The sequence below is a fragment of the Pseudomonas baltica genome (assembly GCF_031880315.1).
In the GTDB taxonomy this organism is placed as follows: domain Bacteria; phylum Pseudomonadota; class Gammaproteobacteria; order Pseudomonadales; family Pseudomonadaceae; genus Aquipseudomonas.
The window spans coordinates 6,101,062-6,118,341 of the sequence record NZ_CP134771.1 but is presented as its reverse complement, the minus strand read 5'-3'; the positions used below and the strand labels follow the sequence as shown (position 1 = coordinate 6,118,341).

General features: G+C 62.9%; 18 protein-coding genes. 11 read left to right on the top strand and 7 right to left on the bottom strand.

The genetic code is table 11. From position 1 onward, the window contains the following. Positions 1–12: 12 nt before the first annotated feature. Positions 13–1,386 carry a nucleotide 5'-monophosphate nucleosidase PpnN gene (gene ppnN, locus REH34_RS27910; protein ID WP_311969989.1) on the top strand — a complete coding sequence of 458 codons (1,374 nt, stop codon included), beginning with the start codon at positions 13–15 and terminating at the stop codon, positions 1,384–1,386. A 63-nt stretch (positions 1,387–1,449) separates the two neighbouring features. On the opposite strand, the gene REH34_RS27905 is transcribed toward ppnN, so the two are convergent. Further along, positions 1,450–2,646, bottom strand: coding sequence for a sugar transporter (locus REH34_RS27905; protein WP_226502316.1), 1,197 nt, complete (start codon positions 2,644–2,646; stop codon positions 1,450–1,452). Between the two features lie 362 nt (positions 2,647–3,008). Here REH34_RS27905 and REH34_RS27900 point away from each other — a divergent pair, with 362 nt between their 5' ends. The 3 genes from REH34_RS27900 (at position 3,009) to ada (ending at position 5,413) form a co-directional block, all read left to right on the top strand. Beyond that, positions 3,009–3,596, top strand: a complete 588-nt coding sequence (locus tag REH34_RS27900; protein WP_311969988.1) for an N-acetyltransferase — start codon at positions 3,009–3,011, stop codon at positions 3,594–3,596. A gap of 294 nt (positions 3,597–3,890) precedes the next feature. Continuing rightward, the gene (locus REH34_RS27895; protein WP_311969987.1) at positions 3,891–4,364 is read left to right on the top strand and encodes an acyloxyacyl hydrolase; all 474 of its coding nucleotides are present in this window, start codon (positions 3,891–3,893) and stop codon (positions 4,362–4,364) included. A gap of 185 nt (positions 4,365–4,549) precedes the next feature. Next, positions 4,550–5,413: a bifunctional DNA-binding transcriptional regulator/O6-methylguanine-DNA methyltransferase Ada gene (gene ada, locus REH34_RS27890; protein ID WP_311969986.1), complete on the top strand. Its 864-nt coding sequence runs from the start codon at positions 4,550–4,552 to the stop codon at positions 5,411–5,413. Positions 5,414–5,430: 17 nt separating this feature from the next. Here the strand turns inward: ada and REH34_RS27885 are convergent, their stop codons facing one another. Next, positions 5,431–6,345: a PHB depolymerase family esterase gene (locus REH34_RS27885; RefSeq protein WP_311969985.1), complete on the bottom strand. Its 915-nt coding sequence runs from the start codon at positions 6,343–6,345 to the stop codon at positions 5,431–5,433. Between the two features lie 350 nt (positions 6,346–6,695). On the opposite strand from REH34_RS27885, the gene aroQ reads away from it, so the two are divergent. Then, entirely contained in the window at positions 6,696–7,136 is a 441-nt protein-coding gene (aroQ, locus tag REH34_RS27880; protein ID WP_226502312.1) for a type II 3-dehydroquinate dehydratase, read from the top strand. A gap of 20 nt (positions 7,137–7,156) precedes the next feature. Here the strand turns inward: aroQ and REH34_RS27875 are convergent, their stop codons facing one another. Next, positions 7,157–8,035 carry a LysR family transcriptional regulator gene (locus REH34_RS27875; RefSeq protein ID WP_311969984.1) on the bottom strand — a complete coding sequence of 293 codons (879 nt, stop codon included), beginning with the start codon at positions 8,033–8,035 and terminating at the stop codon, positions 7,157–7,159. Positions 8,036–8,253: 218 nt separating this feature from the next. On the opposite strand from REH34_RS27875, the gene REH34_RS27870 reads away from it, so the two are divergent. After that, positions 8,254–8,685 (top strand): DUF202 domain-containing protein, encoded by a 432-nt coding sequence (locus REH34_RS27870; protein WP_311969983.1) that lies wholly within the window; start codon positions 8,254–8,256, stop codon positions 8,683–8,685. A 6-nt stretch (positions 8,686–8,691) separates the two neighbouring features. Beyond that, positions 8,692–9,012 (top strand): DUF202 domain-containing protein, encoded by a 321-nt coding sequence (locus tag REH34_RS27865; RefSeq protein ID WP_311969982.1) that lies wholly within the window; start codon positions 8,692–8,694, stop codon positions 9,010–9,012. 92 nt (positions 9,013–9,104) lie between these two features. On the opposite strand, the gene REH34_RS27860 is transcribed toward REH34_RS27865, so the two are convergent. Continuing rightward, positions 9,105–11,267, bottom strand: a complete 2,163-nt coding sequence (locus tag REH34_RS27860; RefSeq protein ID WP_311969981.1) for an ATP-binding protein — start codon at positions 11,265–11,267, stop codon at positions 9,105–9,107. Positions 11,268–11,465: 198 nt separating this feature from the next. Here REH34_RS27860 and REH34_RS27855 point away from each other — a divergent pair, with 198 nt between their 5' ends. Beyond that, positions 11,466–12,659 carry an MFS transporter gene (locus REH34_RS27855; RefSeq protein ID WP_311969980.1) on the top strand — a complete coding sequence of 398 codons (1,194 nt, stop codon included), beginning with the start codon at positions 11,466–11,468 and terminating at the stop codon, positions 12,657–12,659. A gap of 28 nt (positions 12,660–12,687) precedes the next feature. Here REH34_RS27855 and REH34_RS27850 read toward each other — a convergent pair whose 3' ends face one another. Then, entirely contained in the window at positions 12,688–13,479 is a 792-nt protein-coding gene (locus REH34_RS27850) for a sulfite exporter TauE/SafE family protein (protein ID WP_311969979.1), read from the bottom strand. After that, positions 13,476–13,817: a helix-turn-helix transcriptional regulator gene (locus tag REH34_RS27845; protein WP_226502306.1), complete on the bottom strand. Its 342-nt coding sequence runs from the start codon at positions 13,815–13,817 to the stop codon at positions 13,476–13,478. The genes REH34_RS27850 and REH34_RS27845 overlap by 4 nt, the downstream gene beginning before the upstream one ends. A gap of 98 nt (positions 13,818–13,915) precedes the next feature. On the opposite strand from REH34_RS27845, the gene REH34_RS27840 reads away from it, so the two are divergent. After that, the gene (locus REH34_RS27840) at positions 13,916–14,779 is read left to right on the top strand and encodes an MBL fold metallo-hydrolase (RefSeq protein ID WP_311969978.1); all 864 of its coding nucleotides are present in this window, start codon (positions 13,916–13,918) and stop codon (positions 14,777–14,779) included. A 101-nt stretch (positions 14,780–14,880) separates the two neighbouring features. On the opposite strand, the gene REH34_RS27835 is transcribed toward REH34_RS27840, so the two are convergent. Further along, complete coding sequence (locus tag REH34_RS27835; protein ID WP_226502304.1) at positions 14,881–15,144, bottom strand: DUF2790 domain-containing protein; 264 nt, start codon at positions 15,142–15,144, stop codon at positions 14,881–14,883. A gap of 378 nt (positions 15,145–15,522) precedes the next feature. Here REH34_RS27835 and REH34_RS27830 point away from each other — a divergent pair, with 378 nt between their 5' ends. Both REH34_RS27830 and REH34_RS27825 read left to right on the top strand, forming a co-directional pair. Further along, positions 15,523–15,852: a DUF6388 family protein gene (locus REH34_RS27830; protein WP_311969977.1), complete on the top strand. Its 330-nt coding sequence runs from the start codon at positions 15,523–15,525 to the stop codon at positions 15,850–15,852. A gap of 123 nt (positions 15,853–15,975) precedes the next feature. Beyond that, a complete protein-coding gene (locus tag REH34_RS27825; protein ID WP_226502827.1) occupies positions 15,976–17,241 on the top strand; it encodes an MFS transporter in 1,266 nt (421 codons plus the stop codon). Positions 17,242–17,280: the final 39 nt, after the last annotated feature.

Here is a 17,280-nt window from a genome sequence, read left to right as displayed (position 1 = left end):
AGGAATCAGAGTATGGCTCAAAGACACGTCATCAATGCCTCGGTCAGCCCCAAGGGCAGCCTGGAGACCCTGTCCCAACGCGAAGTGCAGCAGCTCAGCGCTGCCGGTTCGGGCAGCACCTACACCCTTTTTCGCCAGTGCGCCCTGGCCATCCTCAATACCGGCGCCCATGTCGACAACGCCAAGACCATCCTCGAAGCCTACAAGAACTTCGAAGTCCGCATTCACCAGCAGGACCGCGGCGTACGCCTCGAACTGCTGAACGCGCCCGCCGACGCTTTCGTCGATGGCGAAATGATCGCCAGCACCCGTGAAATGCTCTTCAGTGCCCTGCGCGACATCGTCTACACCGAAAGCGAGCTCGAAAGCCAACGCATCGACCTCAGCAACTCCCAGGGCATCACCGACTACGTCTTCCATTTGCTGCGCAACGCTCGCACCCTGCGCGCCGGCGTCGAGCCCAAGATGGTGGTGTGCTGGGGCGGTCACTCGATCAACTCGGACGAGTACAAATACACCAAGCGCGTCGGTCACGAGCTGGGCCTGCGCAAGCTCGACATCTGCACTGGCTGCGGCCCTGGCGTGATGAAAGGCCCGATGAAGGGCGCCACCATCGCCCATGCCAAGCAGCGCCTGGAAGGCGGCCGCTATCTGGGGCTGACCGAACCCGGCATCATCGCCGCCGAAGCGCCCAACCCGATCGTCAACGAACTGGTGATCCTGCCGGACATCGAAAAACGCCTCGAAGCCTTCGTGCGCGTCGGCCACGGCATCATCATCTTCCCGGGCGGCGCCGGTACGGCGGAGGAATTTCTCTACCTGCTGGGCATCCTCATGCACCCGGACAACCACGACCTGCCCTTCCCGGTCATCCTCACCGGGCCCAAAAGCGCGGCGCCGTATCTCGAGCAACTGCACGCCTTCGTCGGCGCTACCCTGGGTGAAGCGGCGCACAAGCATTACCAGATCATCATTGACGATCCGGTCGAAGTCGCGCGGCAGATGGCCTCGGGCCTGAAGGATGTGCGGCTGTTCCGCCGCGAGCGCAACGACGCCTTCCATTTCAACTGGCTGTTGCGCATCGAGGAGAGCTTCCAGCGGCCGTTCGATCCGACCCACGCCAACATGGCCAGCCTGCAATTGCGCAAGGACCTGCCGGCCCATGAACTTGCCGCCAACCTGCGCCGGGCGTTTTCCGGGATCGTGGCCGGCAACGTCAAGGACAAGGGCATTCGCCTGATCGAGGAGCATGGCCCCTACGAGATCCACGGCGATGCCTCGATCATGCAGCCGCTGGACAAACTGCTGCAGGCGTTCGTGGCGCAACACCGGATGAAGCTGCCTGGTGGCGCGGCGTACGAGCCGTGCTACCGCGTAGTGACCTGACCTTGGGGGAGCGGGCTCCACCCGCTCCCACAGCTGCAAGCTGCAAGCGTTCAGTGTGTCAGTTCAATCTTCCAGAGCATCTGAATTTTCTGGCTTGGCGAACCGATAGGTCGTGAAGCAGCACACCAACAAGCCACTGACCGCCAGCATGCCGCCCACCAGCCCGATGTTCGATGTGCCCAACTGACTCATCACCACGCTGCCCAGCAGCGCCCCGCCGCCGATACCGATGTTGTAGATCCCGGAATGCAAGGCCATGGCCACGTCGGTGGCATCTGGCGCCAGGCTGATGACCTTGGACTGCATCACCAGGCCGAAGCACATGATCGCCGCGCCCCAGATCACACTCAAGGCGCCCAGGTGCGAAGCGTTCAGAGAGAACGGCAACAGCAACATCAGGCACAGCCCCAGCACCGCCACCGACGCGATCAGGAATCCCCGCGGGAAGCGGCTGCTGTACAGGCTGAACAACAGCGAACCGATGACTCCGGCGCCGCCGAACAACAGCAACAGCACGGTGGTCATGTCGCCGCTCAAGCGCGCCACCCCTTGCGCGAAGGGTTCGATATAGCTGTAGGCCGTAAAGTGCGCGGTGACCACCAACGCCGTCAGCACATACAGCGACACCAGCGCCGGGCGCTTGAACAGAATCGGCAAGCTGCGCAGCGAACCCGAGTTCTGGCTCGGCAGCAACGGCAGCGTCTTGGCCAGCCACAGCACGGTCAGCGCCGCCACCCCGGCGATCGCCAGGAAGGTCGTACGCCAGCCCAGCGCTTCACCGACGATACGCCCGATCGGGATGCCCAGCACCATTGCCAGCGACGTGCCGGTGGCCAGCAGCCCCAGCGCCTGCACTTGTTTGCCCGCCGGCGCTACACGCACCGCCAGCGACGCGGTGATCGACCAGAACACCGCGTGGGCAACGGCGATACCGATGCGGCTGATCAGCAACACAGCAAAGCTGTTAGCCATGCCGGACAGAATGTGGCTGGCGATAAACACCACGAACACGGCTACCAGCAAGGTGCGCCGTTCGATATTGCGGGTCAGCAGCATCATCGGCAGCGACAGCAAGGTCACCACCCACGCATACACAGTGAGCATCAGCCCGACCTGGGCAGTGGTCATCGAAAAGCTGTGGCCGATCGCGCTCAACAGGCCGACCGGCACGAATTCGGTGGTATTGAAGATGAAGGCGGCAAGAGCCAGAGCGATAACGCTCAACCAGCTGCCAGCCTGAGTGCTCGTGGATGTATTCATCGAGTGTCCGTCAAACCTCATGGTGCCTTGCGCCCGCAACGGCCGTGAGCTGCACGCAAGAACCGGTAAACCCGCCCCTACAGAAAATCCACGCACGAAAACCCCGCTCGAAGGGAATCCCTTGAACGAAGCAGCAATGAGCAGAATTTTTATCGGTATGGTTTTTCGGTACGAGAGGTACGGCCAGATGCGGCGCATTCTACGCCGGTGCCGTGCACGGGACAATAATCCCCTGGCTAAGGACCGGCCGTTTGGCGCCAAACGGTTGCGACAGGTTGCCGCATGTGTTGCTGCCGCGCCACCCCAGGCAATAGCCAGGACAGGCTGCTAGACTGCTGCGCAGCTTGCCCTCCGAGGACTTTATGATCGACATCCGCCCCATGACCGCCGCCGATTTCGAGCGCTTCTGGCCGACCTTCCAGGCCGTCGCCGAGGCCCGGCAAACCTATGCCTACGACCCGGCCCTGACCTTCGAGCAAGCCCGCTATCTGTGGCTTGAACTGCCCTTGCACGCTCTGGTGGCCGAGGCAGATGGCCAGTTGCTCGGCAGTTACTACCTCAAGGCCAATGCCGCCGGGCCCGGCAGCCATGTCAGCAACTGCGGCTACATGGTCACCGAGGCGGCGCGTGGCAAAGGCGTAGCACGGCTGATGTGCGAGCACTCCCAGCAGCTGGCGCGCGATAACGGATTTTTGGCCATGCAGTTCAACTCGGTGGTCGCCAGCAACGAAGTGGCAGTAGCCTTGTGGCAGAAACTCGGGTTCGAGGTGGTCGGACGCTTGCCCAAAGCCTATCGCCACGCTCTACACGGGTTAGTGGATTGCCTGGTGATGTACAAATGGCTGACCGCAGAACCCGACTTGGCGCCCACCTCCTCGCCTAAGCTGCTGATCGGGCGCAAAAATATCGAATCGGTCGTTTCCAGACCGCGACGCACACCCCGTGGCTAGCGGCATACATGCCAAAGGACAGACGTGAATGGCATCTGAAAAATCGGTGAAAAAAGCGTAATGAACCTGTAGAACTTTACGCAATGACCTAAGGTCATTAGCGAACACTGGCTTGTAAAGTTGATGTTACAAAAGCCTGGAGGGCCGCCTTTGGAGGCCTCTATCAAGGCGTTGTGCAAGCGACGGTGAAACCTGGACAGTACGTCATAAAAAAACAAACCAGATGGAGCTTGAAAAATGGGGTTGAAGCGTAGTCTCGCAATCAAATGTGCGATGGGGTGTCTGGTAGCTGCCATGGCCGGCAGCGCCCAGGCAGCCACGATCAGCGGCGCAGTCGGCATGACCGGTCAGAGCGACATGACCTACCGAGTCGGCCTGGGGCTGGATTGGGACAAGACCTGGCTGCAGTCCTCGGTGGGCCACCTCACCGGTTACTGGGACCTGGGCTTCACCTACTGGGAAGCGGGTGAACACACCAGCGCGCGGCAGTCGATTTCTTTTGCACCGGTGTTCGTCTATGAGTTTGGCGGTGGCACTGTGGTGCCCTACCTCGAAGCCGGCGTCGGCATCGCCGGTTTCAGCGGCACCCATGTGGGCAGTCGCGATCTGGGCTCCTCATTCAACTTCGAGGACCGCCTGGGGGTGGGCCTGAAGATCGCCCAGGTGCACCGCTTCGGTGTGCGCGTCATTCACTATTCCAACGCCGGGCTCAGCGAGCCTAACGAGGGGATCGAGTCGTACTCGCTGTTCTACAGCATGAACTTCTGATTTTCCCTACCGATTGCCTGTAGCGAAGGGGCTTACTCTGGACAGATTTCCAGACAACCACCATGGAGGCTGACCCGTCCCTTCCTAGTGCGAGACCCTCGCTACAGGGCCAAGAGCAAGACTCGGAGTTTTATCGATCTTGCAGGGCTTTATAGTGAGCTCATCGCCTGAACGTCGAGTCCGATATGAAACCCGCATCCACCACCCCGAATGCCGAGCGCATCACCCGCGCCTGCCAACTGATCGAACAGGCCGACACCCTGCCGAGCCTCAACGAGGTGGCGGACGCCGTGGGGCTCAGTGCGTTCCACTTTCATCGCCAGTTCAAGGCCGCCACCGGACTCACACCCAAGGCCTACGGCGCTGCGCACCGGGCACGCAAGCTGCGCACGGCGCTGACTCAGGGCGGCTCGATCACCGAGGCCTTCTACGACGCAGGCTTCAACTCCAATGGTCGCTTCTACGAGGCCGCCACCGGCCTGCTTGGCATGAAGCCCGCAGACTTTCGCGGCCGCGGCCACAACAACCGCATTCGCTTCGCCGTGGGTGAATGCTCACTGGGTTCGATTCTGGTGGCGCAAAGCAACCGGGGTATCTGCGCCATCCTGTTGGGCGACGATCCCGATCAACTGCTGCAAGAGCTCCAACGGCAATTCGCCAATGCCGAGTTCATCGGTGGCGACGGCGATTTCGAACAGTTGGTCGCACAGGTGGTGGGCTTTATCGAGGCCCCGGCGCTGGGCCTCGACCTGCCGCTGGATATCCGCGGCACCGCCTTTCAGGAGCGCGTCTGGCAGGCACTGCGCACCATCCCGGTGGGCAGCACTGCCAGCTATGCGCAGATTGCCGCGCAGATCGGCGCACCCCACGCCTACCGCGCAGTGGCCCAGGCCTGCGGCGCCAACACGCTGGCCGTGGCGATCCCCTGCCATCGCGTGGTACGCAGTGACGGCGGGCTCTCGGGCTATCGCTGGGGCGTGGAGCGCAAGCGCCAATTGCTCGAAGGCGAACGGCCCGGTGCCTCCAGCGGCGAACCCGCAGACGGCTGAACCCGCACCCCTGCTCGCTAGAGCTGCCAGAACAGACAGGCCTGGGCCGCCACATCGAACCCCGGATTCATCGCGCCCAGCCAGCGAGGTTGCCGCACATAGGGTTGATGCACCACATGGCCGCCACCCTTGAGCGCATACAACACCACCGTGACGCCTTGGGGATTGCGCCACAGGCTGCGCATGGGCGCCAGTTTCGGCAATTGGTGAGCCGACACGGTGTCGTCCTGCTGCAACCGAGCACCCGCCCGCTGCGCGAAAAATTCTGCGGTCGCCATCGATGAGCGCACCGCGTCGCACCGGGCCAGGCCGAACCAGCTTCCGCTGCCGCCCTCGAACGGATTGAGCCGGTCAGCCGTCCCGTTGATGATCAGCATCGGCACTGCCACGCCGCCCGCTGCCGGCCCGGGGGCGTCACCGATCGGCAAACTGGCGGCGATCGCGGCGGCACCGGCCAGCTGCTGTGGCACTGCCAGTGCCAGCCGATAGACCATCTGGCCGCCGCTGCCATAACCCAGTACATAGACCCGCTCGACATCGATTGCATGCTCGACAGCCATTGCCTCGATCATGGCCTGAATAAACGCTATGTCCTCGGGGCTGCCACTGCCCCACCCGGCTGGCTGGGCGGCCGGATAGGCCACCGCGAAGCCGCATACGCGCGCCTGCTGCTCCAGCGCCTGGCCGATCAACCCGCGCATCGCTGCAGGATCTTGTCTCTCGCCATGCAGCGCAATCACCAGCGGAGCGTCCGGGACCAGTTCGCGTGGGACGTAGGTGTCGTAATGGCGCGCGAGCGGCGCGCTGCCAAGCTCTCGATGAGCCAGCGTGCCCTGCCCCAAAGACACGGGCACACGCCGAGCATGCAGCAGGTAAATCGCGGCGCCGCCGAGCATCAGCAGGACGACCAACAGCGCAAGCACAATCCACATCGTCGGGTGGCTCTCCTCGCGGGGCGATTGTCGGGAACATACAGCCAGTGGCGATAACTTAACTATACGTCGCACGCCGCACGCCGCACGCCAAACGCCGGGCCCGAGACAGACGAGCCGTACTTCTGTTTGGCGGACTGTAGGCCATGGTAGTTCAAGCGCGCCACGAAAAAATATTCAGTTGAAAGACAACGCCGCCTCGGCTACAAGTTTGCCTCGGGCGCCCACCGCTGATGGGGGCGGCGTCTTTCGGATCGACACACCCACGCCGCGACAAGAATAATCCTGTCCTTGAGACCTGCGGTGTCGATCGATTTCAACCGCATTGATCCTGCAAAAAAGGTAAACCGATGAAAGTGCTCATGCTCCACGGCATCAATCACAACATGTTCGGCAAGCGCGATCCAAAGCAGTACGGCACCATCACCCTGGCCGAGATCGACGACCAGCTGCGCGCCCTGGGCAAGGAGCTGGACACCACGGTCGAGACCTTTCAGACCAACCATGAAGGCGAGATGTGCGAGCGCATTCACCAGGGCTACCTCGACAAGGTCGATGCCGTGCTGATCAACGCTGGCGCCTGGACTCACTACAGCTACGGCATCCGCGATGCGCTGGCGATTCTGGAAGTGCCGGTGATCGAAGTGCACATGTCCAACATTCATGCCCGTGAAGAATTCCGCCATCACTCGGTATTCGGCGAAATCGTCACGGGGCAGATCTGTGGCCTTGGTGTCGACAGCTACCTGTTGGCCCTGCGCGCCGCCGTTTCGGCCAACCAGCGCAAGTAAGCATCCGCGTGCGGTCGTGCTCAGCCTATCCGGCGGCTGACGAAGTCCACGAACGCGCGACTTTTGGCGGGGGGTTGCATGCGTGGCGGCAGCAGTGAATACAGGCTCAGCCGCTCGTCAGGCCAGTCGGGGAACAGCTCGACCAGGCAGCCCTGCGCCAGCAGCGCTTCGTTGCCCAGTGCCATCAACTGGGCGATCCCCTCACCCGCCAGGCAACAACTGTGCAAGGTGTTGACGTCGTTGACCGTCAATACGCCTTCGGTAGTCACGTCCAAGCGCTGGCGGCCACGATGGAACGCCCAGTCATGCAAACGCCCAAGCTCGGCATCGCGATACTGAATGCAGCGATGGTCGGCCAGCTCCTGCGGGGTGCGCGGCCGGCCATGAGCGGCCAGATAGCCGGGTGTGGCGACGGTCAGCAGCCGAGTGTCCATTAACTGACTGGCCTGCAAGTGGCTGACGGGCGGCTCGCCAAAACGCAGCCCCAAGTCGAACCCTTCGCCGACCAGGTCCCCGAGGCGCTCGCGGGTCACCAGCTCGAGCTGGACCTCAGGGTAGGCGCGCAGGAATTCCCCGATCAGAGCGCCAGACAGCAACCGCGCCAGACTAGGGTCGATGTTGACCCGCAAACGTCCACGCACCGCCGCCGCGCCGCGGGTAGTACTGTCGGCGGCTTCTTCGAGCCCGGCGAGCAACGGCATCACCAATGAATGAAAGCGCCGACCGTCCTCGGTGAGGCTCACCGTGCGGGTGGTGCGGTCGAACAAGCGGACCCCCAGGCGTGCCTCCAGCCGGGCGATGGCGCGGCTGACGCCGGGCTGTGACATATCCAGAATGTCACCTGCCGCTGCAAAGCTGCCTTGCTCGACAATGGCGACAAATACACCCATTCCATTCATTGAACGTTCGTCAAAAGCCATGACACATGCTGTTCCGTCATCAGTCAGAGGAGCGCCATGTTATCTGTTAATGGATTGTTTGCCACCCCACAATCGGCGTCGCCTGTGTGTTTCATCAGGTCGCAGGCAGATTCGTGGCCGGCGCCGGGCTCTGCTAAGATGCCCCGAGCCTACGCTGACGCACCAGCGCGGCCCCGACCTGCGAGCCCTACCGCGCCATGGATTCCCACTCATCACCGCCCCCGGCAGCCAAGCCGCACCCTCATACCGCAGCGCCAACGCCGCGCAGCAGACGCACCCTGGATCTGCTCGGCGGCGGCAGCGAACCCGATCCACGCTTTACCTTGGCCAACGAACGCACCTTCCTGGCGTGGATTCGTACCGCGCTGGCGCTGATGGCGGGTGGCATTGCCGTCGAGGCCTTCACCGCCGATGTGTTCATGCCTGAATTGCGCAAGACGCTGGCCATCACCCTGCTGGTGCTGGGCATGCTTATCAGTGTCAGTGCTTGCCTGCGCTGGCTGAATGTCGAACGGGCGATGCGCCAGCGCAATCCGTTGCCCTTGCCGCTGCTGGTGCCGTTGCTGTCCATTGGCGGCGCACTGGTGACGGCGGTACTGATCGCTTTCGTTGCGTTGCGCCAGGTGTGAACCGCGATGACCAGCCTGCACCATGACGTCGGCCTGCAACCGGAACGCACCCTGTTGGCGTGGCGGCGCACGCTGCTGTCATTGCTGGCGGTCAGCACGTTGTTCTTGCGCTGGATCCCACACCACGGCGCGTTTGCCTTCGGCCTCATCGGCGTGGCGATGCTCAGCGTGGTGACGATCTGGCTGGGGCAATGGCGGCGCTACCGGGTCAGCGCCCGCGCGATCAGCGAGAACCGTACGCCGGTGGCGCTGCCGGAAATCGCCGCCTTGGGGTTCGCCTGCAGCGCGCTCGGCGCGCTGGGACTCTATGTGGTCTTGAGATTTTGACCGCCGCTGTAGCGAGGGGGCTTGCCCCCATCACGGTGGATCAGACACTGCTGCAGTGATTGGCAGCCCCTATCGGGGGCAAACCGCCGCTTTTAGAGGAGCGATGAGTGACGCTGCCCCTTGGTAGCCTGCCCCAGCACGCGAGAAAGCTGATCCACCGAGTAAGGCTTGTGCAACAGCTCGAACCCCGCCAGGCCGCTTTCCTCAAGGACATGACTGTAGCCACTGGTGAGGATCACCGGTAGTTGCGGAAACAGCTCACCGATACGCGTCGCCAGCTCGATACCGTTGATGCCCGGCATGACCACATCGGAAAACACGACGTCAAAACGCCCCGGCACCGATGTCAGCTCGACCAAGGCGCGCTCGGCGGACTTCACCCACACCGGCGCATACCCCAGCTCCAGCAGCGACTCGGCGGCAAAGGCGCCGACCTCTTCGTTGTCCTCGACCACCAGCACGCAAACGCCCCCGCCACTCACCTGCGCCAGCTCGCCGATCACAGCCTCGGTGGCCGTGCGGGCCTGCACGCTGGGCAAGTACAAGGTGAAAGTCGCGCCCTGGCCTGGGGCGCTGTGCACTTGCACGTCGCCGCCCGACTGCCGGGCGAAGCCGAACACTTGAGACAACCCCAACCCGGTGCCGTCGCCAAAAGCCTTGGTGGTAAAGAAAGGCTCGAAGATCCGCGCCAGATCTGCAGGATCGATACCCGCCCCCGTATCGCTGATCGCCACCGCGACGAATTGACCCTTGGCCGCATGCTGCCCGGGGATCGCATCGACTTTGGCGACCGTGATCGTCACCCTGCCCTGCCCGGCCATGGCGTCACGGGCATTGACCGCCATATTGATCAGTGCGGTATCGAACTGGCTCGGGTCGGCATGGATGAAGCACCCCTCGTCCGGCAACTGCAGGTCGATGTTCACTCGCGAGCCGACCAGGGTATTGAGCATGCCGATGACGGCACTGACGCTGGCGCCGACATCAAAGGCTTCTGGCTTGAGGGTCTGGCGTCGCGCAAAGGCAAGCAACTGGCCAGTGAGACGCGTGGCGCGGTTGACCGTCTCGGAGATCGCCTCAACGTAACGCTGGCGCCGCTCGGGCGCCAGATTAGGCCGCCCGAGCAGATCGGTGGAGGAGCGAATCACGGTCAGCAGATTATTGAAATCGTGGGCCACACCACCGGTCAGCTGCCCCACGGCTTCCATTTTCTGCGCCTGGCGCAGCGCTTCTTCAGTATCGAGCAAGGCGCGAGTGCGGCTCTCGACCTGCTGTTCCAGGGAGGCCGTCAGGGCCCGCAGGCGATGTTCGGCGCGGCGCCGCTCGACCGCCATGCGGGTTCGGTGAGCCACTTCGCGCACCAGCGCGAGATCCGCCGGGTGCCAGACCCGTTGTTCGGCATGGTTGAGGTAAAGCAGCGCCACCATGCCGCCCTCTTCATTGACCGGCATGTTGACGAAAGCCTGGGCGCTGATGGCCTTGAGTGCGGCCGCGGTGGCGGCCGTCATTGGGTCTTTCTCGGCATCGGCTATCACGATGGTCTCGCCACGCTTGAGTGGTTCGATGTAAGAGCCGTAGTCGCGAAAGTGCAAAACCCCGGCCAGCGTCTTGATACCCGGGGCATTCCAGTCGCGTTCGATGGTGATGGTTTCGTTGAAGGTATCGACCAGGCCATAGCCAGCCCGACTGACTTCGAGGTGGCGGCCGAGGATCTCGGCGGCGGCATACGCCAGCTCTGCCGGATCGGCCAGGTCGCGGATACGATCGCTGAGCTGCGCCAACGCCTGGCGCCGGCCCTCTTCGGCCATGCGCTCGGTGATGTCCTGAGAAATACCGGTGATGCGCAGCGCCTGGCCCTGTGCATCACGCAGGGTACGGCCGCGCACGTTGATCCAGCGCAGCTCGCCCGCCGGGGTGAACAGCCGGTAGTCGATCCTGTAATCGCTGCCACCGACGACACTCGCTTGCAGCGCCGCCTGCCGGCGCTCACGATCGTCGACATGAACGGCTGCAACCAGTTGCGCGTAGCTGAAAGCTTCGTCAGGGCCACGGCCATAGTGCTCCCGACAGGTCGCCGAGGTCGTCAGGATCTCAGACGCCAGGTCGAGGCTCCAATGGCCGACGTCGCCGGCCTCCAGGGCTTCACGCAGCTCCAGCACGCTCGCCTGCAACGCGGCGGTCTGTGCGCTGGAGCTTTCATGCTGCGCCGGGTTGGAGGGATCAAGCGCATCGTTCATCAATATCGCGGTAGTCACGCTTTCGCCTTACATGGATTAGCGGTGGCCAACCGTCGGCTCGACGTGGCCGCAAAGGTACGACCCTTACGGCTCGCAAGCGTTCAGCGATTGTGTCGCTATGTTTGCCCATTGATAGCAACTTTCACCCAGAGCGCCCGGCGACACGGTAGACTTTTCGCCTTCGCGCCCTTTTCAGGCCTTTCCGGAGCCCGTTTCATGTCTTCTTCGCCCGCCGTGGCACCCAGCGCTGCGCCGCAAATGACGCAGGGCCTGATCACCCTGTTCGCCTTTTGCTGCGGGGCCATCGTCGCCAACATCTATTATGCGCAACCGATCATCGACCTGATCGCCCCAGAGGTTGGCCTGTCGGCCCACGGCGCCAGCTTGATCGTGTCACTGACCCAGATCGGCTATGCCCTGGGCTTGTTGTTCCTTGTGCCGCTGGCCGATCTCCTGGAAAACCGCCGCTTGATGCTCGCCACCTTGGGGCTGTCGACGCTTAGCCTGGTGGCGATCAGCTTCACCACGTCGGCACCGGCGCTGCTGGCGATGTCGTTGCTGGTGGGGTTCAGTTCGGTGTCGGTGCAGATGCTCATCCCGCTGGCCGCCCACCTGGCACCCGAACAGACTCGCGGGCGCGTGGTCGGCAGCATCATGGGCGGCCTGCTGCTGGGCATCCTGCTGGCCCGGCCGCTGTCCAGCCTGATCGCCGACCATTTCGGCTGGCGTGCGGTGTTCATGACGGCCGCCGTGGTGATGCTGGTGATCATCGCAGTGATGGCGCGAACCATGCCACAGCGCCGACCGGACCATCACGCCAGCTACGGCGAATTGTTGCTGTCGCTGTACCACTTGATGACCCGACACGCCCTGCTGCGCCAGCGCTCCTTGTATCAGGGCCTGATGTTCGGCGCGTTCAGCCTGTTCTGGACGGCGGTGCCACTGGAGCTGTCCCGCCAGCATGGTCTGAGCCAGAGCCAGATCGCCATTTTCGCTCTGGTCGGCGCTATCGGCGCAGTGGCCGCACCGCTGGCCGGGCGCTTGGCCGACGCGGGCCATACCGCCCGAGCATCACTGCTGGCCATGGTGCTGGCACCGCTGGCGTTCTGGTTAGCACTGGTGCATCCCGCCTACAGCGTGGTGGGCCTGGCGATCACCGGCGTGTTGCTGGATTTCGCCGTACAGATGAACATGGTGCTGGGCCAGCGCGCCATCTATGCGCTCGACGCCAATAGCCGCGGACGCCTCAACGCGCTGTACATGACCAGCATCTTTATCGGCGGCGCGGTGGGCTCGTCGCTGGCCAGCAGTCTTTACGAACGCGGCGGTTGGGGCGCGATCGTGATCTGCGGCAGCGCCTTGCCGCTGATCGCGCTGGCCTGCCTGCTGGTCAATTCGCGCCGCCGCTAGCCGCAAGATCACGCCCCATGCGGGAGCCTCAGCCCCAGGTGTGCACCAACAGGTAGGTGGCCACCATCAGACACACGCCAGCGAACAGACGCTGCAACGCCTGGGCAGGCACCCAGGGCGCCAGCAGCCTGCCGCAGAGCATGCCGACCAGGCAGGCGGCGATAAACCCGCCGCCAGCCGCCGGGATGCTCACCCCGGTGCGCAAGGCACCCACAATCGCAACTGTCGACACCAGCGCCACCACCATCAACGATGTGGCGACGACCCCATGCACACGGATGTCGGTCAGTTGCCGAAAGGCCGGCACCAGCAAAAAACCCCCGCCTACGCCCAGCAAGCCACTCAAGAAGCCGCAACAGGCGCCCAGTATCGCCAAGGTGGCCGCGCATTTGCGCGTCCAGTGCAGGCGCCCGGTGGCAGGATCGAGCATGCAGTTCTTCTGTTGCCAGCCACCGGACTCGTCGGTGCTGCGATTTGCCTTGATCATCCGCACCGCGACGACCACCAGCACCACGCTGAACAAGGTCGCCAGGCTGGCGCTGGACAGACGATGGGCGACATAGAGCCCCCATGGCGCCATCAGCGCGCCCAGCGCCGCCATCAACAGCGCCGCGCGGTAGCGCACCAGGCCCTTGCGCAAGCCATCGATGGCGCCCAATGCCGCCGCGCCACCCACCGCCATCAATGCCACCGGCCCCGCCTGAGTGATAGGCCAGCCCAGGCCAAGCACCAATGCCGGTACCGCCAGCACGCCACCGCCGGCCCCGGTCAGGCCGAGCAACATGCCGATCAGGACCCCAAATACCAGCGCCTCGATCATCCCGCGTGACCCAGCCCGAGCACCCGCCCGCAATAAAGCCCGGAGAGAGTTTTCATCACCTGGATCACCTCGTGACTGGCCAGGCCGTAAAAAATGTACTTGCCTTCACGGCGGGTCGCCACCAGGCCTTCATCGCGCAGTACCCCCAATTGCTGGGACAAGGTCGGTTGGCGCACGCCGGTCATGGCTTCGAGTTCGCCGACATTGCGCTCCCCCTGGGTCAATTGGCACAGGATCAGCAAACGGTCCTCGTTGGCCAGCGCCTTGAGCAGCGCACAGGCCTTGGAGGCCGACTCGCGCAGGCGGCTGACGTCTTCGGCAGTCAGGGAAAAGTCCATGGGGATGCTCTTGTTGGCGGGCATCGGCGGATTATCTTTGAACACACTATATAAAACAATATATTGTGTTTGCCTTGAATGATCACCAGGAGCTGAACATGTCAGCGCAAATAGAGTCATTCTTCGACGCCGACTCTTCGACCTTCAGTTACGTAGTCCACGCCGGCCCCCACAGCGCCTGCGCCATCATCGACCCGGTGCTCTCCTACGATCCACGTTCGGGGCGCACCAGCAAGGTCCGCGCCGACGAGATCGCTGCCTTCGTGCGTACGCACCAGTTGCAGGTGCAATGGCTGCTGGAAACCCACGCGCATGCCGACCATCTGTCTGCCGCACCCTATCTGCGCGCGCAACTGGGTGGGCGCATCGCTATCGGCGAGCACATCTGTCAGGTGCAGAAGGTGTTCAAGACGGTGTTCAATCTCGAACCCGAATTCCACCTTGACGGCTCTCAGTTCGATCACTTGTTCAGCGCCGATGAATGCTTTCAGATCGGTGAGCTCAAAGCCCAGGCCCTGCATGTGCCGGGGCATACGCCTGCCGACATGGCATTCATGATCGACGGCGACACGTTATTCGTCGGCGATACGCTGTTCATGCCCGACGTCGGCACTGCGCGCTGCGACTTTCCGGGCGGCAATGCCCATCAGCTGTACCGCTCCATCACTCGCCTGCTGGCCTATCCGCCGGCCACCGCGTTGTACCTGTGCCACGACTACCCGCCCGCCGGGCGTAGCGAGCGCTGCCGCAGCAGTGTTGGCGAACAGCGCGCGCACAACATCCACGTACGTGACGGCATCAGTGAGGAAGCGTTCGTGCAAATGCGCGAAACCCGTGACCGGGGCTTGCCGATGCCAGTGCTGATGATGCCCGCGGTGCAGGTCAATATCCGGGCGGGAGAGTTGCCTCCTGCCGAAGCCAACGGCGTGCGGTATCTGAAGATCCCGCTGGACAATCTGTAGCGAGGAGGTTTGCCGGCAACAGCGTTTTGCAAGCTGACGCAATGGGACGTGACGCGCTGCCATCGGCAGCGAGCGCCCTCGCTACAGGGCGGGGGTCATGCTCAGTTCTGCTGCGGGCATTCACCTTGTACGCGGTAGTCCAATTCGTGCTCGACGCCCTCATGGTTGAGATAGAGCATCTTGGCCTTGTCGATGCCGCAAGGGCTGCCGGTGGTGTTGTCGCTGATCACCCGGGCCACATCGAGATGGACGAATGCCGCGTCCTTGTCCATCACCGGTTTGGTCTGCGCGGCAGTGGCGGCGAACACCGAAGAAGAGGCTACCAGCGCAAGGCCGAGGGCAAGTGTCTTGAATGACAGGTTCATGGTTTATCTCCGTAAGATATCCGAGGTTGAAGCCGTTGCCTGGCACTGTAAAAGCACGGTGCATCAGGGCTGCGGTTATCAGTATGACGCCTGCCAACCCTTGTCATTGCTCCCCTAAAGTTAGTTTCACCCCTTTGACCAAGGCCTATATCAGGGTTCATCCACAGTTTAATGTGTGCACATTGCCGATAATGCCACTGGCCCTGTCGAGTAAACCGATTCAGCCGCCCACCTGACTCAGACGGTTTAACTTGACACGCCCTTAAATAAACTTTTGTTAATATTACTTTTCATCTGTATCAAAGGCATAACGTTCCAGAACGCCCTGTGCGCTTCAGTGCGCTATAGTCAAGGCATCACCCGCCATCGGTAATCGCCATGCCCCAGGTCGAAACTCCGCACCAACTCGCCCTGCAACTGTTTCTGGGCCAACACCCGGAAGTGGCCCACGATCTTGATCGTCTCAATCCGTTGCTGGCCCAGGTCGCCGGCCTCACCCTTCAGCAATATCGCGAGGAACGTCTGCACGAGGCCTTCGAGCAAGAAGCCGAACGCCTGGGCCTGTTCGCCTGGGAACTGACCTTGCAATTCACCAGCCCGACCCCGCAGGCCTTCGAAGAACAGCGCCGCGAAGTTCACCGCGAAGTCGCGCAGATGGCGCATATGGGCTGGGAGGAATATTGCGAGCTTAATAATCTGCCGAGATGATCCTGGCCGGAATGGTTATAAGGCCTCTGATAAATGTTATGACCAAGGGCACCCCTGCGCTCATTGCATTTTTGTTAACATCGTCGCCCCGACGTACCCACAACAAGACATTGCCCCTTGAACTTGTCTCGCTCCCCCACATCGATCTTCGCCCAACCCGGTTTCAGCGCGTTTTTGTGTGTGCGCCTGGCCGCCGTATTTGCTCAGCAGATTCAAGCGATCGTCATCGCCTGGCATATGTACGACCTGACTCGCGAGCCGCTGTCATTGGCCTATGTGGGCATGGCGCAGTTCATTCCGATGGTCATCCTGCTGTTGCCGGCGGGCGACTTGCTGGATCGCTACAACCGCCGCCGCATCCTGCAGATCAGCTGGACCGTGGCCACGTTCTCCAGTGGTGCTCTGTTGTGGCTGACGCTCAGTGGCACCCAGGAAACCTTGCCCTACTACCTGGCCATGCTGGTGTTCGGGTGCACCCGCGCCTTCACCGGCCCGGCGCTGCAAAGTCTGCTGCCGCAGATCGTCGCCCGCGCATACCTGGCCCAGGCGATTGCCACCAACAGCATGATCATGAAGATCGCCACCATCGCCGGCCCGCTGCTGGGGGGCTTGCTGTACGCCGGCATCGGCGGCTGGACCTACGGCGTCTGCCTGCTGGGCTTCGCCACCGGTGTGATCCTGCTGCAATGGGTGCCCACCACCCACACGCCACCGCCCAAGCCGGACGACGGCACCACTGCGGTTACGCGCTTTACCGCCGGGATCCGCTTCATTACCTCGCAGCCGATCATCCTCGGGGCGATCTCGCTGGACCTGTTCGCGGTATTGCTCGGCGGCGTGGTTGCCCTGCTGCCGATCTACGCCCAGGAGATCCTGCACGTCGGGCCTGAAGGCCTGGGCCTGCTGCGCAGCGGCATTGCCGTGGGCGAACTGTGCATGGGCCTGTACCTGAGCATCCGCCCGGTCAACGCGCACATGGGCCTGCGCATGTTCGCCGCCGTCGCGGTATTCGGCCTGGCCAACATGGTGTTCGCCTTGTCGAGCTGGTTCTGGCTGTCGTTCGCGGCATTGATGGTGGCCGGGGCTGCGGACATGATCAGCGTGTACATCCGTTCGTCGCTGATCCAGTTCGCCACTCCGGATGCCATGCGCGGTCGGGTGAGCGCGGTCAATATGCTGTTCATCGGCTCGTCCAACGAGCTGGGCGAATTCCGCGCCGGGGTCAGCGCCACCGCGTTGGGCACTGTGCCGGCAGCGATATTCGGCGCGGTGAGCACGCTGGTCATCGTCACCGCCTGGACCCGGTTGTTCCGCCCGCTGTGGTTGGTGCAGAACAACGAAGCAGTGCTGCCGAAAAGCGCCCCGGTCGCGGAGCAGGCTGGGGCCTAGGGGCAAGCTGCAAGCAATTTGGGGCGTTGGCCAGGGGTG

Coding starts and splice junctions, on each gene's coding strand:
- ppnN (WP_311969989.1), top strand. CDS start 13: ATGGCTCAAAGACACGTCATCAATGCCTCGGTCAGCCCCAAGGGCAGC.
- REH34_RS27905 (WP_226502316.1), bottom strand. CDS start 2,646: ATGAATACATCCACGAGCACTCAGGCTGGCAGCTGGTTGAGCGTTATC.
- REH34_RS27900 (WP_311969988.1), top strand. CDS start 3,009: ATGATCGACATCCGCCCCATGACCGCCGCCGATTTCGAGCGCTTCTGG.
- REH34_RS27895 (WP_311969987.1), top strand. CDS start 3,891: ATGGCCGGCAGCGCCCAGGCAGCCACGATCAGCGGCGCAGTCGGCATG.
- ada (WP_311969986.1), top strand. CDS start 4,550: ATGAAACCCGCATCCACCACCCCGAATGCCGAGCGCATCACCCGCGCC.
- REH34_RS27885 (WP_311969985.1), bottom strand. CDS start 6,345: ATGTGGATTGTGCTTGCGCTGTTGGTCGTCCTGCTGATGCTCGGCGGC.
- aroQ (WP_226502312.1), top strand. CDS start 6,696: ATGAAAGTGCTCATGCTCCACGGCATCAATCACAACATGTTCGGCAAG.
- REH34_RS27875 (WP_311969984.1), bottom strand. CDS start 8,035: ATGAATGGAATGGGTGTATTTGTCGCCATTGTCGAGCAAGGCAGCTTT.
- REH34_RS27870 (WP_311969983.1), top strand. CDS start 8,254: ATGGATTCCCACTCATCACCGCCCCCGGCAGCCAAGCCGCACCCTCAT.
- REH34_RS27865 (WP_311969982.1), top strand. CDS start 8,692: ATGACCAGCCTGCACCATGACGTCGGCCTGCAACCGGAACGCACCCTG.
- REH34_RS27855 (WP_311969980.1), top strand. CDS start 11,466: ATGTCTTCTTCGCCCGCCGTGGCACCCAGCGCTGCGCCGCAAATGACG.
- REH34_RS27850 (WP_311969979.1), bottom strand. CDS start 13,479: ATGATCGAGGCGCTGGTATTTGGGGTCCTGATCGGCATGTTGCTCGGC.
- REH34_RS27845 (WP_226502306.1), bottom strand. CDS start 13,817: ATGGACTTTTCCCTGACTGCCGAAGACGTCAGCCGCCTGCGCGAGTCG.
- REH34_RS27840 (WP_311969978.1), top strand. CDS start 13,916: ATGTCAGCGCAAATAGAGTCATTCTTCGACGCCGACTCTTCGACCTTC.
- REH34_RS27835 (WP_226502304.1), bottom strand. CDS start 15,144: ATGAACCTGTCATTCAAGACACTTGCCCTCGGCCTTGCGCTGGTAGCC.
- REH34_RS27830 (WP_311969977.1), top strand. CDS start 15,523: ATGCCCCAGGTCGAAACTCCGCACCAACTCGCCCTGCAACTGTTTCTG.